A 19479-nucleotide genomic window follows, 5' to 3' on the forward strand; every position below is an offset into this window, starting at 1 on the left:
GTTCTGATCGGCTGGCAAGTTGGGGGTCGATCATGCGGCCCACACGAGGGCCGACAACCCCGCTGCGAGGAAAACTTTGCGCCGCGGGTGGAACTCTTCATGCACTGGTGGGCAGAGCTTACCCACGTCGAATCCGCCGCCGTCAACGAGGGATCAAGTGACCGATCATTTCGCACCGAAACGATAGGCCGCGGCGATCAGAACTCGCAGTTCCCGAGCCCGCGCTTCGGCCAGGGAATGCACGACGACCAGGTGATTCCACCGCACCCGGCCGACCTGATTCACCCGATACACCGGTGGGCCCGCGATTTCGGCATCGATCGCGAGCATGATTTGCACGGTGCCTTCCGGATTCCGCCCGGTGACGTTGTAGAGCGATACCCACGCGAACTTGCGCGCGACCCCGAACCCGATCTGCGAAGCCACCGACAGTTCCGCGGGACCGTTGGCCGCGATCAATTCCCGCAGCACCGTGAAGATCTCGTGGGAATGCGGTTTGCCCGCGAAGAAGGTGGCGATCGCGTCCTCGACGGAATCGCTCATCGGCTCGCGGGAACGCCGGGTACGGCGAGCCGTTCGGCGAAGGCGCGCAAGGTCTCCGAGCAGCCCGCGTGGATGCGCACGGCGGCCAGCTCGTCGCCGCGGGTGGCACCCCGATTGACGATCACCACCGGCACACCGTTTTTCGCCGCCCGGCGCACGAAGCGCAGCCCCGACATCACCGTCAGTGACGATCCGGCGACGAGCACCGCCCCCGCCTCGTCGATCAGGGCGTAGGCCGCGGCCACGCGCTCGGCGGGCACGGTTTCCCCGAAGTAGACGATGTCGGGCTTGAGCAGGCCGCCACAGCGCGCGCAGTCGAGCATCCTGAAGCGGTCGGTGTCGGTGACCACCGCGTCCGCGTCGGGGGCCACTTCGATGCCGGTCGCCGAAACATCCTCCGCGAAACCGGGATTGGCGGCCTCGAGCCGTTCGGCCAGCGTCATGCGGGAGATCATCGCGGTGCAGCGCAGGCAGCAGACCCGGGCGTAGGTGCCGTGCAGGTCGATCACCCGCCGCGCCCCGGCCTTGGTGTGCAGCAGATCCACGTTCTGGGTGATGACGCCGGAGACCACGCCTGCGCGTTCGAGCGCGGCGACGGCCCGGTGGCCCTGGTTCGGCCGGGCCGCGTCCATCCGCCGCCAGCCGAGGTGGTTGCGGGCCCAGTAGCGCTGCCGGAACTCGGCGTCACCCACGAACTGCTGATAGGTCATCGGGGTGCGCGGCGGGGAATCAGGGCCGCGATAGTCGGGGATGCCACTGTCGGTGCTCAGCCCGGCACCGGAGATCACCACGACGCGGCGCCCGGCCAGCAGCTCGGCCGCGCGCTCCACCGCCGCCGCGGTGTCGTCCGGGGTGGGATCCACCATGAATCCACTGTACGAGCGGCGGGGCGCGCGGCCGCCGGCCGGGTCGCGGCGGTGAACACGCCGAGGAGGAGTTGCGTGGCGCGCCGGTGCGGCGACATGATGGCTCATCCGCCCGGGGAGGAAGCCTGTGTCCGACATCGACGAATCCGGCCGCGCCGCGCTCAATGCCGCGGTCGACGGGACGATCATCGCCGTCCGCCGGATGTTCTACGTCCTCGGCGACGACATCGACCGCACCGAGGGGCCGATCGAGTTCACCTTCCACGACGGTGCGACCCTGCTCCTCGACGCCGGGGTCGACGGCGCGGAGTTGCGGATCGGCGCCGCGCCGTGGCGAGACCCGTTCGAACCGCTGGTCGACCCGGTGAACATCGAATACGTCGCCGCCTCGGGCAAGTACACCGCGTTCGACGTCACCGACGAACCGCCCTACGACGCGCTCGCCGGTCGGCGGGTGGACGCGGTCTCGGTCGTGCCGCTGCCCGACGGCAGACCGCGCGCCGCCACGCTGTATCTCGGCGAGGGCATGGTGAAGGCGGAGTCGATCGCCGACGAGCTGATCGTGACACTGGTTCCGGCGTGAGCGCGCTCGATCGGCTCCGTGGCCTGTTCGGTCGCGGCGCCGCGGCCGGGCCCACGTTCGCGACGACCCCGCTTCCGGCACCTAGGCGAGCGCGCGTCGGCCGTCGCGCGTAGGAAACAGCCTGGTCCGGGCCACGGCGCGACTGATCGGAGCCGAGGACACGGCGCGTGGTTGCGCGCGGGCGGGGACCACTCGAGGCAGCATGGGGCACGGCGCAGTGGGTGGACCGGGTGGCAGGGAAGGTGTGTGGGCGGGTGAGTGCAGCGGTGCCGGGGCAGGTCAGATGGCGGGCGGGATGGGGAATCGCGGCGGGACTGTTCGTCGCCGTGTTCGTGCTGGTCCCCGCGACATTCGCGGTGCAGGACGCCTGGCAGGTGCCCGTGCCGCGGACGATCGCGTTCGCCGAGATCGAGCCCATCCAGACCTCGTACTGGCTCAGCTGGGCGCTCACCCTGGCGGCACTGCTGACCCCGGCACTGCTGCTGGCGCTGCTGCCACCGGCCCGGCTCATCGCGCTCGGCTACCTGCTGACCACCACCGCGGCCGGGTTCGTGCTGTGCGCGACCACCGTGGGGCTGGCGTTCAGCGGCCTCGATCCGGCGTGACCTGGGTCAGCGCGAACTCCTCGGACAGGGTGTCGATGACCGAGCCGTGGATCTGCCGGTGCTCGTTGGCCAGTGCCGTGGTAGTGCAGATCCCGAACGCGCCCTCGGCGTCGTAGAGGACCGCGGCGCCCGCGGCGATGCCGTCGTCGCTGAGGTGCGACTCCGCCTCGATGCCCATCTCGAGCCCGATCGGCAGGCGCGAGAACGTGATCGAGACGTCGGTGTTGATGAAGCCGATGCCCTCGGTACCCCAGTTGGTGACCAGACTGGTCTGCTCCCCTGCCATGGCGGCGAAGCAGAACGGGGAGGACTCCTCCCCGGCGACCACCGGGATATTGCGCACCCACTTGCGCTTCCTGGCGTCGTTCTGATGCTCGGTCATCTTCACCGACCACCCGTTGCCGTCGCTGCCGAACAGGTGCATGGCCTCGTCCACGGTGGCCAGCGCGTCGCGCGGTGGCAGCGGCCGTTCCCGCTCGGGCCGCCACACCTCCCCCGGCGGCTGGGTCGACCGCTTCAGCAGCAGCGCGCTGCCCCGCGCCACCGGCTCACCACCGGAGCGCAGCACGATCGCCACCGCGCGGACCCGTTTGCCGTCGCGGACCAGCTCACTGTGCACGGTCAGCGGCACCGCGGGCACCGCCCGGTGCAGGTCGACGGTCAGCCGGGCGGGCGCGAACCCGTCGCCGCAGTAGCGCGCCTCGACCTCGCGGGCGATCAGCCCGCACACCGGCGGACCGGACAGCGTGCTCGGCGCCCACAGGCTCATCGAGAAGCGGGTGGGCTGGAAAACGCCGTCGTCCTGCGTGAAGTACGCCGGAGAAGTGCTCATTGCGACTCTCTTCTGCCCTGCGGTCGGCACCGGAGTGCCGTGGTGCGCCCACGCACCACGATCAGAGTAGAACGCGTTCTAGTTTTCCGGCAAGTCCGGCAGCTCAGGCGTGCTGCCTGCCACCGCGCTGCGGAATGTAGGCGTCGATGGCCGCGCCGCTGATCTGCCTGCGCTCGTTGGCGACGGCCGACACGGTGCACACCGCGAATTCACCGTCCGCGTCGTAGAGCGCGGCCGAGCCGGCGGCGATGCCGTCGTGGCTGAGGTGGTTGCCCGCCTCGATACCCATCTCCGGGCCGATCGGCATCCGCGAGAACGTGATCGAGACGTCGGTGTTGATGAAGCCGATGCCCTCGGTGCCCCAGTTGGTCACCAGGCTGGCCTGCTCGCCCGCCATGGCGGCGAAAACGAACGGCGACCCGGGCTCCCCGGCGACCACCGGGATGCCGCGCACCCACTTGCGCTTGCGGGTGTCGTTCTCGTGCCGGGAGATCTCGACCGACCAGCCGTCGCCGGATCCGTCGCTGTCGAACAGGTGCACGGTCGGCGCGACCGCGGCCAGCAGTTCCGCCGGCGGCAGCGGTGGCCGCCGCACCTCGCGCCACACCGCGCCCGGCGGCTGCGCCGAGCGTTTCAGCAGCACCGCCGAGGCCCGCGCGACCACCACGCCGTCGGCGCGCAGCACCGCCTGCGCCGCGCGCACCCGGTTGCCGTCGCGGGTCGGTTCGCTGTCGACGGTCAGCGCGACCGCAGGCACCGGCTGGTGCAGGTCGACGGTGAACCGGGCGGGCACGAATTCCCCGGTGCGGTACCGGTTCTCGATCTCGCGGGCGAGCAGTCCGCACACCGGCGGGCCGGACAGGAGCCCCTCGGCCCACAGGCTCCGGCCCCACGACGTCGGTGTGTACACCTCGCCGTCGCGGCGGAAGTAGGCGGCGGACTGCTCGGTGCTCACTCCAGCTCGCCCTCGGTCTCGAGGTAGACCTGGCGCAGCTTGTCCAGCGTCTCGGCCTCCGGGTGCTCCCACAGCTTGCGCTCGGCGGCCTCGAGCAGGCGTTCGGCGATGCCGTGCAGCGCCCACGGGTTGGACTGCTCCATGAACTTGCGGTTCACGTCGTCGAAGACGTAGCTCTCGGACAGCTTCTCGTACATCCAGTCGGCGACGACATTGGTGGTGGCGTCGTAGCCGAACAGGTAGTCGACGGTGGCGGCCATCTCGAAGGCGCCCTTGTAGCCGTGGCGGCGCATCGCCTCGAGCCAGCGCGGGTTCACCACGCGGGCGCGGAAGACGCGGGCGGTCTCCTCCGAGAGCGTGCGGGTGCGCACGGCGTCGGGGCGAGTGGAGTCGCCGATGTAGGCCTCGGGGTTCTTGCCGGTCAGCGCGCGCACGGTGGCGACCATGCCGCCGTGGTACTGGAAGTAGTCGTCGGAGTCGGCGATGTCGTGCTCGCGGGTGTCGGTGTTCTTGGCCGCCACCGCGATCCGCCGGTAGGCGGTGCGCATGTCGTCGGCGGCGGGGGCGCCGTCGAGGTCACGGCCGTAGGCGTAGCCACCCCAGGTGGTGTACACCTGCGCGAGGTCGTCGTCGGTGCGCCAGCTCTTGGAGTCGATGAGCTGGAGCAGGCCCGCGCCGTAGGTGCCGGGCTTGGAACCGAAGATGCGGGTGGTCGCCCGGCGGGTGTCGCCGTGCGCGGCCAGGTCCGACTGGGCGTGCGCGCGAACATAATTCGACTCGGCGGGCTCGTCGAGGTCGGCGACCAGGCGGACCGCGTCGTCGAGCAGGGCGAGCACGTGCGGGAAGGCGTCGCGGAAGAAGCCGGAGATGCGGACGGTGACGTCGACGCGCGGCCGGGCGAGCTCGTCGAGGGGGATCACCGCCAGGGAGGTGACGCGGCGGCTGGCCTCGTCCCAGACCGGCCGCACGCCCAGCAGCGCGAAGACCTCGGCGATGTCGTCACCGGAGGTCCGCATGGCCGAGGTGCCCCACACCGACAGGCCCACCGACTTCGGGTACTCGCCGTGGTCGGCGAGGTAGCGCGCCAGCAGGGATTCCGCCATGGCCTGTCCGGTCTCCCAGGCCAGTCGCGACGGGACGGCCTTGGGGTCGACGGAGTAGAAGTTGCGGCCGGTGGGCAGCACGTTGATCAGGCCGCGCAGCGGGGAACCGCTGGGGCCCGCCGGGATGAAACCGCCGTTGAGCGCGTGCAGCACGCGGGCGATCTCGATGCCGGTCTCGCGCAGGCGGGGCACGACCTCGGTCGCGGCGAACCGCAGGATGGTGGCGACCTTGTCCAGTCGCTCGGCATCGCGGTTTCCGTCACCCGGTGCGGCGCGGTGCCCGTCGAGGATCGCGGTTTCGAAGTCGGCGACCAGCGGCTCGACCGTGTCGACCGCCCAGTCCGTCGCCTGCAGCGCCGCCAGCAGTTCGCGGGCGCGGCCCTCGACCACGTCCACCCGCTCGCGGGCTTCGTCACCGGCTTCGCTGAGCCCGAGTGCCTCGCGCAGGCCGGGCACGTTCTGCTCGCCGCCCCACAGCTGACGGGCGCGCAGCATGGCCAGCACCAGGTCGAGTTCCATCTCACCCTCGGGCGCCTGGCCGAGGATGTGCAGGCCGTCGCGGATCTGCACGTCCTTGATCTCGCACAGCCAGCCGTCGACGTGCAGCAGCATGTCGTCGAAGACGTCTTCCTCGGGCCGCTCGGCCAGGCCGAGGTCGTGGTCCATCTTGGCGGCGCGCATCAGCGTCCAGATCTGCTGGCGGATGGCGGGCAGCTTGGCCGGGTCGAGGGCGGAGATGTTGGCGTGCTCGTCGAGCAGCTGCTCGAGCCGGGAGATGTCGCCGTAGGTCTCGGCGCGTGCCATCGGCGGGATCAGGTGGTCGACGAGGGTGGCGTGCGCGCGGCGCTTGGCCTGGGTGCCCTCGCCCGGGTCGTTGACCAGGAACGGGTAGATCAGCGGAAGGTCGCCGAGCGCGGCGTCGGTGCCACAGGAGGCCGACATACCGAGGGTCTTGCCGGGCAGCCACTCCAGGTTGCCGTGCTTGCCCAGGTGCACCATCGCGTCGGCGCCGAAACCGTCGGGCGCGGACAGCCAGCGGTAGGCGGCCAGGTAGTGGTGGCTCGGCGGCAGGTCCGGGTCGTGGTAGATGGCGACGGGGTTCTCACCGAAGCCGCGCGGCGGCTGCACCATCAGCACCACATTGCCGAAACGCAGTGCGGCGATGACGATCTCGCCCTGCGGGTCGGCGGACCGGTCGACATAGAGCTCCCCCGGCGGCGGGCCCCACGCCTCCACCACGGCCTCGCGCAGGTCGGCGGGCAGGGACTCGAACCAGCGGGTGTAGGTGGCGGCGCCGATCCGGATCGGGTTGCCCTCGAGCTGTTCGGCGGACAGCCAGTCCGGGTCCTGTCCGCCCGCGGCGATCAGGGCGTGGATGAGCGCGTCGCCGTCCCGCTCGTCGAGGCCGGGGATCTCGCCGGGTTCGCCGAGGTCGTAACCGGCGGTGCGCAATTCGGTGAGCAGGCGGATCGCGCTGGCGGGGGTGTCGAGGCCGACGGCGTTGCCGATGCGGGCGTGCTTGGTCGGGTAGGCGGAGAGCATGATCGCGATCCGCTTGTCGGCGGCCGGGATGTGCCGCAGGCGGGCGTGGCGCACGGCGATCCCGGCGACCCGGGCGGCGCGCTCGGGATCGGGCACGTAGGTGGACAGGCCGTCGTCGTCGAACTCCTTGAACGAGAACGGCACCGTGATGATGCGGCCGTCGAACTCGGGCACCGCGACCTGGGTGGCGACGTCGAGCGGCGAGAGGCCGTCGTCGTTGTCCTCCCACTGGGCGCGGCCGCTGGTCAGGCACAGGCCCTGCAGGATCGGCACGTCGAGGGCGGCCAGCGCGGCCACGTCCCAGGCCTCGTCATCACCACCGGCCGAGGCGGTGGCGGGCTTGCTGCCACCGGCCGCGAGCACCGTCACCACGAGCGCATCGGCGCGGCCGAGCAGCGCGAGCAGTTCCGGCTCGGCGGTGCGCAGCGAGGCGCAGTAGACCGGCAGCGCGCGGGCGCCCTTGGCCTCGATCGCGGTGCACAGCGCGTCGATGTAGCCGGTGTTGCCCGCCAGATGCTGGGCGCGGTAGTAGACCACCGCGACGGTCGGGGCGTGCGGTTCGAGAATGCGGGCGGCGCGGTCGAGTTCGCCCCAGGTGGGCAGTTCCACCGGCGGCTCGAAGCCGTGGCCGGTCAGCAGGACCGTGTCGGAGAGGAAGTTGTGCAGTTCGCGCAGGTTGTCCGCACCACCCGCGGCGAGGTAGTTGTGCGCGTCGGCCGCGACGCCCACCGGGACCGTCGAGCACTCCATGAGTTCGGCGTCCGGGGCGATCTCGCCGCCGAGAGCGACCATCGGCACCCCGCTCGCCCGGAGGGCCTCGAGGCCCTCCTCCCAGGCGCGCTTGCCGCCGAGGATGCGCACGATCACCAGGTCGGCGCCGTCGAGCAACCCCGGCAGGTCATCCACCAGCAACCGCGCGGGATTGCCCCACCGGTAGTCGGCGCCGCTCGCGCGGGCGCTGAGCAGATCGGTGTCGGAGGTGGACAGCAGCAGGATCACAGGGTGAGGCCTTCCTCGGGTGACGCGCCCATCGGGATCGGTTGTCGTGCTCGCCGGAGAGGGTCTGGCTGTTCACAGTGGCGCGACCGCACCGGATTTCCACCGGTTTCCTCGACGCCCGCCGAGCATCCCGATCGTACTGGCCGCCCGCCGACCGCAACTTTCCAGCCCGCGCTCGGCGGATCACCACGCAACGGCGCTGGCAACCCCCGGGAGGGTGCCCACACCGGCACGCAGTGATCTTGATCAGGGGTGACGCGATCGGTCGCCGGTGCGCAGGCGCGCCCGGTTCCTGGTCGCGGCGGGTGCCGACGGCGCGGGGGCGATCGCTGTCAGTGGGTCGGACGGCGGGTGGTGTCGCGCGCGGCGATCGCGGCGGCGACCTCGGTGACGGCGGTGCGGATGAGGGTGCCGTAGGCGTCGTCGCCGAGGGTGGCCAGGCGTTCGCGGGCCGCGTCGATGTGGCGGGTGGCGGCGGGGAACGCGCCGAGGCGGCGGAAGTTGTCGGCGAGATTGAGGTGCAGGGACGGGTAGAAACCGGCGACGTTCAGGTCCGCGTGGTGGGCCCGCAGACGGGTGTCGGTGAGGGCGTCGGCGGCGTCCAGTGCCCGCACGTCCCAGACGAGGGCTTCGGCCGGATCGTCGTAGGTGTCGGCGAGGTAGTGGGCGAGGGTGCAGCGGTGCAGGGGGTCGCCCATGGGGCCGATGTCGGTCCAGACGTCGAGCAATGCGGTGCGCCCACCCTCGGGATCACCGCCGCGGAAGTCAGTGACGCCCTGGGTGATTCGAGCCATGGTGGGGTCGGTGGTGGTCATCGGAGGTCTCCTCGTCGGTGGTGGTAGGCGGTTCGGTCGGCCGGTGGCGGGTTGGCGATGGCAGCGGCCGTGGCAGTGGCAGTGCCAGTGGAGGTCGGCGCCCGCCGCAAGGTTGACGCGATGCCGTCGGGCGCCCGAGACGACATCGCCATGGCCGGTGGCCGAGGGCGGCCGGGCGGGCCCCGCGGTGGTTACCGGACGGGCACGTCGGCGGGGGCGGGACGGCAGGGCATGGCCAGGGTCAGTAGGTCGCCGTCGTCGGCGGAGCGGATTCGGGCGGGGAGGTAGGGGGCGGCGAGATCGAGCATCACGTCGGGGCCGACCGCTGCGGTGACGGCGGGGTACAGGGTGGTGACCGTGAAGTGGATCGTCATGCCAGGGCCGGTGACGGTCGCGGGCAGGCTCCGGGTGTCCTTGCCGTCGGCAGTCCGCACCTCACCCTCCGGATCGATGTGCAGCGCGATCGTGGACGAGCCGGTCCGCTCGAGCGCGTCCAGCAGTGCTGCCCGGCCCAGCACCACCCGGGTGGTGACAGCGGGCAGCGCCGTGAGCATTCCCCGGTAGTCGGGGAAGTCCTCGGTCGATCGGCGGCATCGCCGCCGATCCGCACCGGCCGCATCGCCTGCGCCACCCACGCGGGGCTCGTCGGCCGCGGTTCCCCGCTCCGCGGGCCGGTGATCATCGGTCGACGGTCGCGGCCGAACCGGTTCCGCCGGCCGATGGTGGCCGCCGCGAGCTCGGGCATCGGGTGCTGCCGCGCGCCCGGCCGGGCCGGCGGCGAGGACGATGTGGGCGGCTTCCACGCTGATCGTGACGGTGTGCGTTCGGCGCAGCCAGGAGGTGGCGGCACGGAGATCGTCGGCGTCGACGGTGACCGACCACGCGGTGGCGGACGGCTGCGACGGGCGCAGGGTGCGGGTGGCCAGGCGGTAGCGGTCGGTGGCGGTGAGGGTCAGGTCCTGGGCGGTCGCTTCGACGTGAATGGTGTTGAGCACGGGCAGGTTCGGATCGATGACCGTCGCGGTCGCGATCTGGTCGATGGCAGCCGCGAGCAGCGGGCCACGCACCCGGAGGACGTCGTCCGCGGACGACCCCGGCCCGGTGCCCTCCGCCGGTGCGCTGCCGGTCACCCTTGCGGCGCCGGTCACCCGCGCGGTGCCGCCCTCCAACGCGGTGCCGTCCCCCAGCGCGGTGCCGTCCCCCAGCGCGGGACCGCAGGCCTGAGCGCGGCCGTCGATCGGTGCGCCGTCGTCCACCGACGCCCGACCTTCCAGCGTGCCACCCGCCACCGGCCCCCGGCGTGCGCCGGGTCCGGTCCGGCCGAGGGTCACCTCGGTACGCACCGCAGTCCGGGCCGCGTCGGCGGCCGCGTGGACCGCCCGGAGCCGATGATCCAGTTCGGCGAGGTGGTCGTCGACCAGTTCGGTGGCGCGGGCGGGGTCGGGCTCGGCGAGGACGGCGGCGACCGCGGGCAGCGGCATCTCGGCGGCGCGCAACCGACGGATCAGCCGGGCCGGGCCGGTCTGGCCGGGCGCGTAGTAGCGGTAGCCGGTGGACTCGTCGATCACGGCGGGGACGAGCACACCCGCGTCGGCGTAGAAGCGCAGGGCACTGGTGCTCAGGCCGCAGGCACGGGCGAAGGCGCCGATGGTGAGCAGGTCGGGTTCGGGCACCCGGCCATCATCGGGGTTCGAGCTGGTCGAAGGTCAAGCGCTCAGTCGCGGGTGGTGCCCACGGCGACCATCTCCGGGGAACCGGTGCCGAGATTGCGGTAGACGTTGGCGACCACCATCTGGCCGAGCGCGTTGTTGCCGACCCCGCCGATGACGGCGCCGATCCCGGCCGGGACGAGGGTGCCGAACAGCAGCAGGGTGCGTTTCACGAGGTAGTTGACGATGAAGCGTTTGGCCGGGGAGTCGGGCATGCTCGCCAGGCCGGGAATGTGGTCGGTGACCACCCCGAGCCACTGACCGGTCTTGTGCCCCGCGGTCTCGTCGAGCACCTTCGTGCCCGCCTCACCGAGGACGACCTTCGACACCAGGTACCTGCGGCGCGGGTCGTCGGGATCGAGATCATAGGCCGCGGCCGCGCCGACCGACAGCACCGAGGACGCCTCCAGGAACACGGCGGTGTCGACACCGGTCGCGGCCAGGCTCAGCAGGGTGCCCACCCCGGGCACGGCGGCGGTGAGGCCGACCAGCACACCGCTGGTGGTGACGACCACGAGGTACTGGCGCGACAGCCGCCGCAACGTCTCCACCGGCGCGTCCTCCGGATGCCTGCGCTCGAGCCAGTCGACATAGCGGCCGACCGTGCCGGTCTGCGCGTGCGCGACCCGGTCGAGCGCGGGAACGACACGCTTGTCCACGAATTCACGCAACATGCGGCGACCTCTCCTGTCGGCGAACGACCGGCGAACGATTCCCCGCCCACCCTAGGCGACGTCCACCCGCACCGCCTCACGGCGGCGCGCCGGTCGGCGGTCGTAGGCTGGACGGATCATGACCAGGAGTACCCCCGATTCCTGCCCCGGTGTCCTGCGCCTGCACCAGGCCGCCGACGGGCCGCTGGCGCGGATCCGCGTCCCCGGCGGCCGGCTGGCGCCCGAGCAGCTGCAAGCCCTGGCCGACGCGGCCCGCGACCTGGGCAACGGCGCTCTGGAACTCACCTCCCGCGGCAACGTCCAGCTGCGGCAGGTCCGTGACGCCGCCGCGCTCGCCGATCGGCTCGGCGCCGCCGGTCTGCTGCCCAGCCGCACGCACGAGCGGGTCCGCAATATCGTGGCGTCCCCGCTGTCGGGCCGGGTCGGCGGCTGGGCGGACGTGCACGGGCTCGCCGCCGACCTCGACGCGGGCCTGCGGGCCGATCCCCGGCTGGCGGATCTGCCCGGCCGGGTGCTGTTCACCGTGGACGACGGCCGCGGCGATGTGAGCACCCTGCGCGGCGACATCGGTATCCAGGCCGTCGCCGCCGACGAGTTCGCCGTGCTGCTCGCGGGCGCCGACACCGGGCTGCGGGTCAGCGCGCGCGAGGCGGTCGAGGTGATGCTCGACGCGGCGCGCGGCTTCCTCGACCTGCGCGGCACCGGCGACGACGGGCAGTGGCGGTTGCACGAGATCCCCGGCGGCGCCGAGCGGGTCGTCGAGGCGCTGGACCGCTCCCCCGCCGGCGCGCCACTGGAACTCGGTGCGGCACACGATCTTCCGATCGGCTGGCTGGACCAGGACAACGGCCTGGTGAGCCTCGGCGCCGGGGTGCCGCTCGGCACGCTGCCCGCACGGACCGCGGAGTTCCTCGCCGCCGTCGAACGCCCCGTCTTCGTGACCCCGTGGCGCAGCCTGGTGATCACCGACCTCGACGAGGGACCCGCCGAGACGGTCGTCCGGGTGCTCGCGCCGATGGGCCTGATCTTCGACGCGCAGTCACCGTGGTTGCAGGTCAGCGCCTGCGCGGGCCGCCCCGGCTGCGCGAAGTCACGCACCGACGTGCGCGCCGATCTCGCGGCCGCCGTCGAGAGCGACCGCGTCCGGTCCGGTACCCCGGAACCCGCGCGGATCGTGGTCCCCGCCGAGGACGTCACGGTGGCGGGCCGCCAGCACTGGTCCGGCTGCGAGCGCCGCTGCGGCCGTCCGACCGGACCGGTCACCGATGTCGTGGCCACCCCCGACGGCTACCGCGTCGACACCCACTGACGTTCTCCCCCGGCGAAATTCGATCGACTCCGGCGCACGCCGACTCGTACGCTGACCACCTCGCATCGAGGGGGTTTCCATGTCCACATTGCAGGTGACGGCCGAACGACTGGTCGTCCACGCCCATCCGAACGCCGACCGGCTCGAGCTGGCCCAGGTCGGCCTGTACCGGGCCGTCGTCGCCAAGGGCCAGTTCGCGACCGGCGCGCACGCGATCTACATTCCGGAGCAGGCCGTCCTGCCCGACGCGCTCATCGCCGAGCTCGGGCTGACCGGGAAACTGGCGGGGTCCCAGCGCAATCGGGTGAAGGCGGTGCGGCTGCGCGGGGAGGTGTCGCAGGGCATCGTGTGCCTGCCCGGCGCGCTCGACGGTGTCGACCTGGCGGCGGCCGCCGACGCGGGCACGGACTTCGCCGAGCTGCTCGGGATCACCAAATGGGTGCCGCCGGTACCGGTCTCGATGGCCGGGCAGGTCGAGGCGGCGCCGGAGCTGCTGCGGTGGATCGATGTCGAGAACATCAAACGGTTCCCCGGCATCTTCACCGCGGGGGAACCGGTGGTGGCGACGGAGAAGATCCACGGCACCGCGTGCCTGCTCACCCACGTGCGGGCCGAGGACCGGATCCTGGTGTCCTCCAAGGGCGTCGGCGGGAAGTCGCTGTCGCTCACCCCCGCGGAGGGCAACCTGTACTGGCGGGCGATCCGGGCGCACGGACTCGACGAGGCCGCCCGGAAGCTGGCCACCGCGCTCGACGCCGACCGGATCGGCCTCTTCGGCGAGGTGTACGGCGCGGGCGTGCAGGACCTGCACTACGGCGCCTCGGCCGCGCACGACGCGTCGCTGGGCTACGGCCTGTTCGACATCGCGGTCGCCCGGGACGGCGAACCGGTCCGCTGGCTGGACCCTGCCGAGATCGGCACGCTGCTCGACGAACTCGGGCTCGCCGTACCGCGGGTGCCGGTCCTCTACGAGGGCCCCTACGACGCGGCGGTGCTGCTGGCACTGGCCGAGGGCACCGAGACCGTCAGTGGCGCGGGCGCGAACATCCGGGAGGGCCTGGTGGTGCGCCCCGCGACCGAGCGGCTCTCGGCCGTCCTCGGCGGCCGCGCGATCGGCAAGATCGTCTCCGACGCCTACCTGCTGCGCGACGGTGGCACCGAATTCGAATGACCGGCAGTGGCTTTCGCGCGCCGGTGCGGTGATCCGCACCGGCGCGCGCGTCACGCGGGGATCGGGCGACGCGCGCGGTAGGTCTCCGAGACGACCGCCACCGTCAACGTGACCATGACACCGACCACCAGCCACATCCCGCCGAGATGCGGTGCCGCCCAGGCCAGGACCAGCGCGGCCAGCAGGCACGGTAGCGGCCAGCGCAGCAACCAGCGGGGGCCCGCGCTGGCCAGCCCGCCCAGTCCGCAGACCAGGAAGAAGGCCGCGGCGCCGCCACCGAGGACCCAGCCGATGCCGGTGGGCAGGTGCCCCGAGGGGTGCGCGGCCGCCAGGCCGAGGCCGGCCGCGACGGTCGCCACGGTCCCGCTCAGCGCGCAGTGGGTGGCCATCACCCGGTGCCGGGTCACATCGATCGTGCGGGTGGCGGCGTCCATCATGCGGGGCACGAACCCGTAGTGCAGCGTCAGACCCCACATGCCGAGCAGGCACAGGAACGCGCACACCCCGATCACCGCGACCGGCACCGTCCACTCCTCCACCGACACCGCCGCGATCACCGAGATCACGCCCTCCCCGAGCACGATGATCAGATACTGGCCGAGGCGCTCGCCCAGATGTCCCGGCTCCGCGTGCAGCATCCGCAGTCGCGGCGGCGGACGGCGCGGCGGACGGGGCGGACCGGGACGGCGGCGGCGCAGCCGGGAGCGCACCCGCCGCTGCGCGTCGAGCATCAACCGTTCGGCGTCGACGGTGAACATCACCCACAGGTCGATCGCCAGGCCGACGCCCCACAGCACGAACTTCCCCGGCGCGGGCACCCACAGCGAGACCAGCCACGGCAGTGTGCCGGAGCCGATCTGCGCGATCGGCCAGTCCACCACCACCTGGCCGCGCCCCCACGCCGAGGACGACGCGATCCGGACCACCACGTAGATCGCGGCGAAGACGTTCGCGTGGTCTTCGGGCATCCCGTCGACGGCCGCCATCATCACGCACAGGCCGAACATGCAGCCGAACACCAGGGTGGTGCGCGCCTGCTCGCCCGCGACATTGCTGTACACGGTGACGCAGGCCCACACTACCCAGAACGCCAGGTACAGCAGCGCGTACAGGCCGAACTCGCTCAGCGACGGGCCCCGGTGCAGCAGGTGCGTGAGCTGGCCGATCCCCGCGACGGCGACGAGGTCGAAGAACAGCTCGGTCCAGCTGGCTCGCCGTTCCGCCGTGGTCTGCTCCGGGTGTGCCACCCGGACAGTATGTGGGCGTCGCGGGGCTGCCCCTGGCTACCCGGCGGTCGTGTCGCGGCGCGTGTGCAGTTCCAGCACACAGCACTTCACGCCGCCGCCGCCCTTGCGCAGTTCGGACATGTCGACCGGCACCGGTGCGAAGCCGCGGTCCCGGAGGGCGGCGATCAGATCGGTGGCGCCCGGGTCGAGGAAGACGTGGTGCCCGTCGCTGACGCCGTTGAGGCCGAACGACAGCGCGTCGTTCTCCTCGGCCAGGATCGCGTCCGGGTACAGCGCGGCCAGCACATCGCGGGCGGCCGGGCCGAACGCGGCCGGGTAGTAGGCGATGGTGGTGTCGTCGAGGACCATCAGCGCGGTGTCGAGGTGGTAGAACCGCGGATCGACGAGTTCCAGCGACACCACCGGCAGGTCGAAGTACCGCTCGACCTCGGCGTGCGCGGACAGCGAACAGCGGAAGCCGACACCGGCCAGGATCCGCTGCCCGGCGAAGGTGAAATCGCCCTCGCCCTCGTTGGTCTCGGACGCGGGGGCGAGCGCGCGCAGTTCCCTGGCCGCGAACCAGCGGTGGAACGCCGGACCCTCCGCCGCCCGTTCGGGGTGGGCGAACCGGGCCGAGAGCGCGTGCCCGCCGATCACGATCGCGCTGTTGGCCGCGAACACCATGTCGGGCAGGCCAGGTTCGCCGGGGACGGTCTCCACGGTGTGCCCGTGCTCCTCGAGCACCGCCCGCAGGATCTCCCACTGGGCCAGCGCCCGCGCCCGGTCCACCGGGGCGGCGGGGTCCATCCAGGGATTGATCGCGTAGGCGACCGCGAAGTGGTCGGGCCTGCACATGACATAGCGGCGCGGGGTGGCGACCCGCGCGGGCGCCGGGGCGACCCGCGCGGAGGTGGTGGCGCGAAGGGGGGCTGCGGCGGTCATCAGGACTCCCGGTGGCTGCGCGGATCGACGTGTTGCTACGACGGTAAATGTGCGCGCGTTGCACGGGGAACACCGATTCGTTGCGCATTTCGATGTCAGAATGGAGAAATCTTGCGTCCTATCGGCGAAGGAGTGACGTGGACGATATCGATCGCCGCATCCTGTCGGTCCTGCTCACCCACGCCCGCGCCTCGTTCCAGGAGATCGGCGCGGTGGTCGGGTTGTCGGCGCCCGCGGTGAAGCGGCGGGTGGACAAGATGGTGGCCAGCGGGCAGATCACCGGGTTCACCGCGCAGGTCAATCCCGCGGCGCTGGGCTGGACCACCGAGGCCTATGTGGAGGTGTACTACCGCGACAACATCTCCCCCGCCGAACTGCGCCGCACCCTGGAACCGATCCCGCAGGTCGTGGGCGTGTGGACGATCGCGGGCGAGGCCGACGCACTGGTGCACGTGATGGCCACCGACATGGCCGAGATCGAGGTGACGGTCGAGCGGATCAGGGAGAACGCGCGCGTCGGCCGCACCCGCAGCTCGCTGGTGATGTCGCGCATCCTCGAACGGCCGCGCACCTGAGCCACCGCGGCGGAAACGCCGCCGGACACAGGTTCTAGGGTGGTCGGCATGTCCGACGTGCGTACCAGCTACCTCACCGACGGGGCCGAGATCTATCGGCGCTCGTTCGCGACGATCCGCGCCGAAGCCGAGCTGGCCGGTTTCCCGGCCGATGTCGAGCGGGTCGCAGTGCGCATGATCCACGGTTGCGGTCAGGTCGACCTGGCCGGCGACATCGCCTACTCCCCCGGCGTGGTCACCGCCGCCCGCGCCGCCCTGCGCGCGGGCAAGCCGATCATCTGCGACGCGAATATGGTCGCTTCCGGCGTCACCCGCAAGCGGCTACCCGCGGACAACGCGGTGCTGTGCAACCTCACCGATCCGCGGGTGCCCGCGCTCGCCGCCGAGCTGGGCAACACCCGGTCGGTGGCCGCGCTGGAACTGCTGCGCGATCAGCTCGACGGCGCCGTGGTCGCCATCGGCAACGCGCCCACCGCGCTGTTCCACCTGCTCGACATGCTCGACGCGGGCGCACCGACACCCGCCGCGATCATCGGCATCCCGGTCGGCTTCATCGGCGCCGCCGAATCCAAGCAGGCGCTGATCGACTTCGGCGGGGTCGAATACCTCACCGTGCGCGGCCGTCGCGGCGGCAGCGCGATCACCGCCTCGGCCCTCAACGCGATCGCGAGCGAACAGGAATGAGCGAGATCAACACCGGCAAACTGTGGGGTATCGGCCTCGGCCCCGGCGATCCGGAACTGGTGACGGTGAAGGCCGCCCGCCTGATCACCGCCGCCGACGTGGTGGCCTTCCACAGCGCCCGGCACGGACGCAGCATCTCGCGCGGGATCGCCGAGCCGTACCTGCGCGCGGGCCAGATCGAGGAGCACCTGGTCTACCCGGTGACCACCGAGACCACCGATCATCCCGGCGGCTACCAGGGCGCGATCGACGAGTTCTACGAGCAGGCCGCGGCCCGGCTCGCCGTGCACCTGGCGGCCGGGCGCTCGGTCGCCCTGCTGGCCGCCGGTGACCCGCTGTTCTACAGCTCCTACATGCACATGCATCGCCGGCTGGCCGACCGGTTCGAGGCCGAGATCGTCCCCGGGATCACCTCCGTCAGCGCGGCCTCGGCGGCGCTGGGCACGCCGCTGGTCGAGGGCGAGCAGGTGCTCACCGTGCTCCCCGGCACGATGCCGGTCGAGGAGCTCACCCGTCGCCTGCGTGATACCGACGCCGCGGCGATCATGAAGCTCGGCCGCACCTATCCCGGTGTGCGCCAGGCACTCTCGGACGCGGGGCGGCTCGACGACGCCTACTACGTCGAGCGCGCGAGCAGCACCAGGGAACGGGTGCTGGCCGCCGCTGACGTCGACGAGGCCGACGTGCCCTACTTCGCGATCACCCTCGTGCCCGGCCCGACCCCGACCACCCCGATCGCCGCCAGGGACAGGGCCGCCTCCGCCGCCGCGGCCCCGGCCGAGCCCGTCACCCCGGGCGAGGTCGTCGTGGTCGGGCTCGGCCCCGGCGACACCGCGTGGACGACACCGGAGGTCACCGCGGCGCTGGCCGAGGCCACCGATCTCGTCGGCTACACCACCTACATCGACCGCGTGCCCGCCCGTGCGGGACAGCGCAGGCACGCCAGCGACAACAAGGTCGAGTCCGAACGGGCCGCCATGGCACTGGATCTGGCCAAGCGGGGCGCCAGGGTCGCGGTCGTGTCCTCGGGTGATCCCGGCGTGTTCGCGATGGCCGCCGCGGTGCTCGAGGTGTCGGCCGAGCCGCAGTTCGCGCAGGTGCCGGTGCGGGTGCTGCCCGGCCTCACCGCCGCCAACGCGGTCGCCAGCCGGGTGGGCGCGCCGCTCGGGCACGACTACGCGATGATCTCGCTCTCCGACCGGCTCAAGCCGTGGGACGTTGTCGCCCAGCGCCTTTCGGCTGTCGCCGCCGCCGATATGGCGATCGCCGTCTACAACCCGGCCTCGTCGCAGCGCCGCTGGCAGGTCGGCGCCATGCGCGATGTACTGCTGGCGCACCGCGCGCCGGAGACGCCGGTGGTGCTCGGCCGCGATGTCGGCGGGCCGACCGAATCGGTCCGGGTGATCACCCTCGGCGAGCTCGATCCGGACGAGGTCGACATGCGGACGCTGCTGATCATCGGCTCGTCCACCACCGCCGCGTTCCAGACCAGCGAGGGCACCCGCGTGTTCACCTCGCGGCGGTACGGCACGACGGTCTAGCCCGCGCGATCCGCCACGAGGACACCCCCGAGGTCAGCCGGATCGGGGGTGTCCGGTGGCACACTGGGGTGCGGCGGGCCCGGCCCGCCATGGCACAGCGTGACATCTCGTTTCCTGGTTCGATTCCCCAACGCGTCCTCGTGGACGATGAAAGGACTCACCACGATGAGAGTTCAGCACCACGCACGTCGCTCCCCCCGCTCCACCTCGTTACGCCGCGCGCTGGCGGCAGGGTTGACCACGGCGGCATTGTCCGCGCCGATGGCCGCCCTGCTCGTTCCCGCCGTCGCGTCGGCGCAGCCCGCACCACCGATTCCCGGCGCCCCCGCGCTGCCCGGCGCACCGGGCGCTTCCGCGGAGCCCGACGCTCCCGCGGCTCCTGCGGCACCCGCCGCCCCCAGCCTGCCGGGCCTTCCGGGTCTGCCGGGCGCGCCCGCGTCACCGATCGCGGAGTCCCTCACGCTGGCGGTCACGAACGCAGACGGGGCGAGCTTCCCGGTCACCGTCGACGCAGCGGCGCAGGTCGACGCGTTGAAGGCGCTCGTCGCGGAGCAGACCGGCATCCCCGCCGAGCAGCAGCGACTGCTGGTCGACGGTGACGTCGAGCTCGCCGACGGCACCCCGCTCGCGCAGTACCAGCTCGGCGACGGCGACACCGTCACCCTCGCCCTGCGCTGATCGACCCGCGGGGGGGGGGGCCCCCCCCGGCCCCCCCCGCGCCGGGCGGACACACCCCCACACCACCCGTGGTTGTGGGGAGCGCCCCCCACGCGTAACAATACACGTTGGAAAGTGTGTGTGGTAT

General features: G+C 72.2%; 18 protein-coding genes. 8 read left to right on the forward strand and 10 right to left on the reverse strand.

All coding sequences use genetic code 11. From position 1 onward, the window contains the following. Window positions 1–165: 165 nt before the first annotated feature. Window positions 166–543 (reverse strand): DUF5655 domain-containing protein, encoded by a 378-nt coding sequence (locus ACFVW6_RS34870; RefSeq protein ID WP_387793698.1) that lies wholly within the window; start codon window positions 541–543, stop codon window positions 166–168. Next, window positions 540–1409 carry an NAD-dependent protein deacetylase gene (locus tag ACFVW6_RS34875; protein ID WP_387793699.1) on the reverse strand — a complete coding sequence of 290 codons (870 nt, stop codon included), beginning with the start codon at window positions 1407–1409 and terminating at the stop codon, window positions 540–542. The genes ACFVW6_RS34870 and ACFVW6_RS34875 overlap by 4 nt, the downstream gene beginning before the upstream one ends. 127 nt (window positions 1410–1536) lie before the next feature. Between ACFVW6_RS34875 and ACFVW6_RS34880 the strand changes: the two genes are divergently transcribed. Continuing rightward, on the forward strand, window positions 1537–1992 hold the full coding sequence (locus ACFVW6_RS34880) for a hypothetical protein (protein ID WP_357345645.1): 456 nt from the start codon (window positions 1537–1539) through the stop codon (window positions 1990–1992). A gap of 254 nt (window positions 1993–2246) precedes the next feature. Then, window positions 2247–2597, forward strand: coding sequence for a hypothetical protein (locus ACFVW6_RS34885; protein WP_365013044.1), 351 nt, complete (start codon window positions 2247–2249; stop codon window positions 2595–2597). Here ACFVW6_RS34885 and ACFVW6_RS34890 read toward each other — a convergent pair. From ACFVW6_RS34890 to ACFVW6_RS34915, 6 genes are all read right to left on the reverse strand, one after another. Beyond that, window positions 2575–3429 carry an acyl-CoA thioesterase domain-containing protein gene (locus ACFVW6_RS34890; protein WP_387793702.1) on the reverse strand — a complete coding sequence of 285 codons (855 nt, stop codon included), beginning with the start codon at window positions 3427–3429 and terminating at the stop codon, window positions 2575–2577. The genes ACFVW6_RS34885 and ACFVW6_RS34890 overlap by 23 nt on opposite strands. Before the next feature lie 103 nt (window positions 3430–3532). Next, window positions 3533–4384, reverse strand: a complete 852-nt coding sequence (locus ACFVW6_RS34895) for an acyl-CoA thioesterase domain-containing protein (RefSeq protein WP_387793704.1) — start codon at window positions 4382–4384, stop codon at window positions 3533–3535. Further along, on the reverse strand, window positions 4381–8028 hold the full coding sequence (gene cobN / locus ACFVW6_RS34900) for a cobaltochelatase subunit CobN (RefSeq protein WP_387793705.1): 3648 nt from the start codon (window positions 8026–8028) through the stop codon (window positions 4381–4383). The genes ACFVW6_RS34895 and cobN overlap by 4 nt, the downstream gene beginning before the upstream one ends. Window positions 8029–8360: 332 nt before the next feature. Beyond that, window positions 8361–8843: a hypothetical protein gene (locus tag ACFVW6_RS34905; RefSeq protein ID WP_387793707.1), complete on the reverse strand. Its 483-nt coding sequence runs from the start codon at window positions 8841–8843 to the stop codon at window positions 8361–8363. Between the two features lie 191 nt (window positions 8844–9034). Next, entirely contained in the window at window positions 9035–10516 is a 1482-nt protein-coding gene (locus ACFVW6_RS34910; RefSeq protein ID WP_387793708.1) for a MerR family DNA-binding transcriptional regulator, read from the reverse strand. Between the two features lie 41 nt (window positions 10517–10557). Further along, window positions 10558–11226, reverse strand: a complete 669-nt coding sequence (locus ACFVW6_RS34915) for a hypothetical protein (RefSeq protein ID WP_355284568.1) — start codon at window positions 11224–11226, stop codon at window positions 10558–10560. A 118-nt stretch (window positions 11227–11344) separates the two neighbouring features. Between ACFVW6_RS34915 and cobG the strand changes: the two genes are divergently transcribed. Both cobG and ACFVW6_RS34925 read left to right on the forward strand, forming a co-directional pair. Continuing rightward, window positions 11345–12535, forward strand: a complete 1191-nt coding sequence (cobG, locus tag ACFVW6_RS34920; RefSeq protein ID WP_387793710.1) for a precorrin-3B synthase — start codon at window positions 11345–11347, stop codon at window positions 12533–12535. A 79-nt stretch (window positions 12536–12614) separates the two neighbouring features. Beyond that, complete coding sequence (locus tag ACFVW6_RS34925) at window positions 12615–13706, forward strand: RNA ligase (ATP) (RefSeq protein WP_387793712.1); 1092 nt, start codon at window positions 12615–12617, stop codon at window positions 13704–13706. A 50-nt stretch (window positions 13707–13756) separates the two neighbouring features. Here the strand turns inward: ACFVW6_RS34925 and ACFVW6_RS34930 are convergent, their stop codons facing one another. Together ACFVW6_RS34930 and ddaH are read right to left on the reverse strand one after the other, a co-directional pair. Continuing rightward, window positions 13757–14953: a low temperature requirement protein A gene (locus ACFVW6_RS34930; RefSeq protein ID WP_387793714.1), complete on the reverse strand. Its 1197-nt coding sequence runs from the start codon at window positions 14951–14953 to the stop codon at window positions 13757–13759. A gap of 36 nt (window positions 14954–14989) precedes the next feature. Continuing rightward, on the reverse strand, window positions 14990–15874 hold the full coding sequence (gene ddaH, locus ACFVW6_RS34935) for a dimethylargininase (RefSeq protein WP_387793716.1): 885 nt from the start codon (window positions 15872–15874) through the stop codon (window positions 14990–14992). A gap of 137 nt (window positions 15875–16011) precedes the next feature. Between ddaH and ACFVW6_RS34940 the strand changes: the two genes are divergently transcribed. From ACFVW6_RS34940 to ACFVW6_RS34955, 4 genes are all read left to right on the forward strand, one after another. Continuing rightward, a complete protein-coding gene (locus ACFVW6_RS34940) occupies window positions 16012–16449 on the forward strand; it encodes an Lrp/AsnC family transcriptional regulator (protein WP_218718291.1) in 438 nt (145 codons plus the stop codon). Window positions 16450–16497: 48 nt separating this feature from the next. Then, window positions 16498–17133: a precorrin-8X methylmutase gene (locus ACFVW6_RS34945; RefSeq protein WP_387793718.1), complete on the forward strand. Its 636-nt coding sequence runs from the start codon at window positions 16498–16500 to the stop codon at window positions 17131–17133. Beyond that, complete coding sequence (gene cobJ / locus ACFVW6_RS34950; protein ID WP_387793720.1) at window positions 17130–18674, forward strand: precorrin-3B C(17)-methyltransferase; 1545 nt, start codon at window positions 17130–17132, stop codon at window positions 18672–18674. The genes ACFVW6_RS34945 and cobJ overlap by 4 nt, the downstream gene beginning before the upstream one ends. 165 nt (window positions 18675–18839) lie before the next feature. Beyond that, on the forward strand, window positions 18840–19352 hold the full coding sequence (locus tag ACFVW6_RS34955; protein WP_387793722.1) for a ubiquitin-like domain-containing protein: 513 nt from the start codon (window positions 18840–18842) through the stop codon (window positions 19350–19352). Window positions 19353–19479: the final 127 nt, after the last annotated feature.

It is taken from the genome of Nocardia sp. NPDC058244 (assembly GCF_042882065.1).
Lineage (GTDB): Bacteria > Actinomycetota > Actinomycetes > Mycobacteriales > Mycobacteriaceae > Nocardia.

Bases quoted from the DNA above. Each gene is read 5' to 3' on its own strand.
- ACFVW6_RS34870 (WP_387793698.1), bottom strand. From the start codon at position 543: ATGAGCGATTCCGTCGAGGACGCGATCGCCACCTTCTTCGCGGGCAAA.
- ACFVW6_RS34875 (WP_387793699.1), bottom strand. From the start codon at position 1,409: ATGGTGGATCCCACCCCGGACGACACCGCGGCGGCGGTGGAGCGCGCG.
- ACFVW6_RS34890 (WP_387793702.1), bottom strand. From the start codon at position 3,429: ATGAGCACTTCTCCGGCGTACTTCACGCAGGACGACGGCGTTTTCCAG.
- ACFVW6_RS34905 (WP_387793707.1), bottom strand. From the start codon at position 8,843: ATGACCACCACCGACCCCACCATGGCTCGAATCACCCAGGGCGTCACT.
- ACFVW6_RS34915 (WP_355284568.1), bottom strand. From the start codon at position 11,226: ATGTTGCGTGAATTCGTGGACAAGCGTGTCGTTCCCGCGCTCGACCGG.
- cobG (WP_387793710.1), top strand. From the start codon at position 11,345: ATGACCAGGAGTACCCCCGATTCCTGCCCCGGTGTCCTGCGCCTGCAC.
- ACFVW6_RS34925 (WP_387793712.1), top strand. From the start codon at position 12,615: ATGTCCACATTGCAGGTGACGGCCGAACGACTGGTCGTCCACGCCCAT.
- ddaH (WP_387793716.1), bottom strand. From the start codon at position 15,874: ATGACCGCCGCAGCCCCCCTTCGCGCCACCACCTCCGCGCGGGTCGCC.
- ACFVW6_RS34945 (WP_387793718.1), top strand. From the start codon at position 16,498: ATGTCCGACGTGCGTACCAGCTACCTCACCGACGGGGCCGAGATCTAT.
- cobJ (WP_387793720.1), top strand. From the start codon at position 17,130: ATGAGCGAGATCAACACCGGCAAACTGTGGGGTATCGGCCTCGGCCCC.
- ACFVW6_RS34955 (WP_387793722.1), top strand. From the start codon at position 18,840: ATGAGAGTTCAGCACCACGCACGTCGCTCCCCCCGCTCCACCTCGTTA.